1 protein-coding gene and 1 pseudogene are annotated in these 2,487 nt (G+C 63.0%); both read left to right on the top strand.

Annotation, left to right across the window (positions count from 1 at the left end):
* The first annotated feature begins 349 nt into the window (after positions 1 to 349).
* Complete coding sequence (locus tag C5F48_RS23085) at positions 350 to 1,672, top strand: ISNCY family transposase (RefSeq protein WP_107666039.1); 1,323 nt, start codon at positions 350 to 352, stop codon at positions 1,670 to 1,672.
* Between the two features lie 377 nt (positions 1,673 to 2,049).
* Positions 2,050 to 2,487: pseudogene (locus tag C5F48_RS23080) on the top strand (hypothetical protein); the annotation flags it as partial.

Raw genomic sequence — 2,487 nt, 5'->3', positions numbered from 1 at the left:
TTTGTGCAACAGAGCCCAGATACGCCTATCAGACGGACACCAAGTCACGCTGAGAGGGCCGCTCGGGCTTCAAAAAGTCGGCTACATTCCTGTTGTGAGAAGATCGTCTGTGATCTTCTCACAACAAGTGACAGGCAAGCGCGCTGCAATTCTCCGAACAGAGTGCGCAAGTGTAGCGGGAATGTGCTACCTTAACGCGTGAAGCTCTGACACGGGATGAGGCATGATGGCCACCTCCTGTGCGGTAGCCGTTTGTCAGCAAGAGAAACGACGCGGCACCGGCAGTCCTTTAAGCCGTAAGATTACATAATCTTCATTACCCGCGTTAGCGCTGTAGGCACAAAGTAGAATTGTCGCCATCTGGCTTGATGGAAGGATGCGGCCGTCGACGGCGGCCTCGGTGCTGGTGATCAGCGCGCGTCAGGTTCAGCGACTTCTCAGGCGTTACCGGGAGAGCGGCGCCGGCGCGATCCGGCACGGGCTGCGCGGTCGCCCGTCGAACAACCGGATCGACTGTGGTGTCCGTGACTATGCTCTTGCGATCGTGCGCGAGACCTACGCGGACTTCGGCCCGACATTGGCCGCCGAGAAGCTGGCGGAGCGACACGGCTTGACGGTGTCGAGCGAGACGCTTCGCAAATGGATGATCGACGATGGGCTCTGGAAAAACCGCGCGCAAAGGCGCAACTTCCATCCGCCGCGGCTTCGCCGGGAGCATTGTGGCGAGCTGGTGCAGATCGACGGTTCGGATCATCGCTGGTTCGAGGACCGCTCCCCGGCCTGCACCTTGCTGGTCTTCATCGACGATGCGACGGGCCAACTGATGCAGATGCGCTTCGTCCCGTCGGAGAGCACGTTCAGCTACTTCGAGGCGCTCGAGGGCTATCTGAAGGACCACGGTCGCCCGGCCGCCTTCTATTCCGACAAGCACTCCATATTCCGGGTGTCAAAGACGGAAGCGCGGACGGGCCACGGCATGACGCAGTTTGGCCGCGCTTTGGCAGAACTCAACATCGAGATCCTCTGCGCCAATTCCTCTCAGGCCAAGGGTCGTGTCGAACGCGCGAACCGGACGCTTCAAGACCGACTGGTGAAGGAGTTGCGGCTGGCCGGGATCAGCGACAGGGCTGAGGCGAACGCCTGGCTTCCCACCTTCATCGAGCAGCACAACGCGCACTTTGCCCGTGTCCCCGCCCGGCCAAAGAACCTGCATCGTCCGGTGAATGAGCCAGCGTCCCGGCTGCGGGACATTCTGTGCTGGCGGGATGAGCGCTATGTCGGCAACAATCTTACGGTGAGCTACGAGCGCAAGCGACTGATCCTGGAAGACAGTGACCTCGCCCGCTCGGCGGTCGGACACTATGTGGAGACCTACGCCTTTGCGGACGGGCGCGTTGACCTTCGCTGGAAGGGTGTTTCCCTGCCCTATAGGATGTTCGACAAGGACCAGCAGCGGGTGACCCACGCCGCGATCGCGGACAACAAGCGTCTGAGCGAGGTTCTGGCCTACGCGATGGAGATGCAGAAGGCCGCGCCGCCGAAGATGCCGCGCACGGGCAAGCAGCGGACGCGCTATGAGCCGACAGGATTGAGGAGCCCAGGGCCCAAGAGCCTGCTCGCCAAGCGCGCAGAGCGCCGGGTTGCAGAAGCTGCGGCGCAGGCTGTGGAATGACAAGACATCGTCGGTTAGGGCCCCTCATCGACCGCAACTGCTGTCGGTCCGACTGGTGGCTTCGGAGTGGCGCCCTGCGCCAGCACAAAACCCACCGCCGCCAGCCCCGTCCCTACGGCCCTGCTTGCGGAGAGCGGGCCGGGACTGGCTCCTCGCCTGATCCCCCGCGACACGTCTACTTTGCTCATCCGGCGACAATTTAACCTGGTGACAACAACGCGCACGTCGGCCGGCGTTCCGACGCAGCCGTTTACCCGAGCCTTCTTCAGTGCCTCTTCGAGCCGGCACTCCGGCCTCGTTCCCAAACACAGGCAGTCCTGCCGCTTCGCGCAGCAGGCAGAGACAGCTCTCCACGCCCGCCCTCAGAGGAGACCACAATGCCCAGAGCACTTCCGCGCATCCTGTCCACAGCTGCGCTTTGCCTTGCCTTCGGCCAGACTGCCGCAACGGCTCAGACCATGACCGGTGAAGACTTCGTCTCGCTGATGGACAGCCTGAGCTTCGCGGTTGAACCGCCGAAATACCTGTCGGTGCAAGGCGTCCCCAGCGCCCGGGTCGCACCGGGCGGCACCGTCTTCATGTCCATCTCCGGGGCCGACGAGCGGTCACAGACCAATGACGATATCGACGGGTCGCTGGCCGTCGGGGCTGCGTTCGGCGATGCCGAACAGGGCATCGGCGCGCAGGTCCACGCCAGCATCACCTCGGCCAATCCGGACGATTTCGGTGACTCGGGCTATCTCGGCGCCAAGTTCGGCGGACGGGTGCTGCGCGACTGGGGCCAGAACTATCTGGCCCTCTCCATCTCGAACCTT

It is taken from the genome of Cereibacter changlensis JA139 (assembly GCF_003034985.1).
Lineage (GTDB): Bacteria > Pseudomonadota > Alphaproteobacteria > Rhodobacterales > Rhodobacteraceae > Cereibacter > Cereibacter changlensis.
Note: the sequence above shows the minus strand (reverse complement) of the source record. Positions and strands in the feature narration are given on the sequence as shown.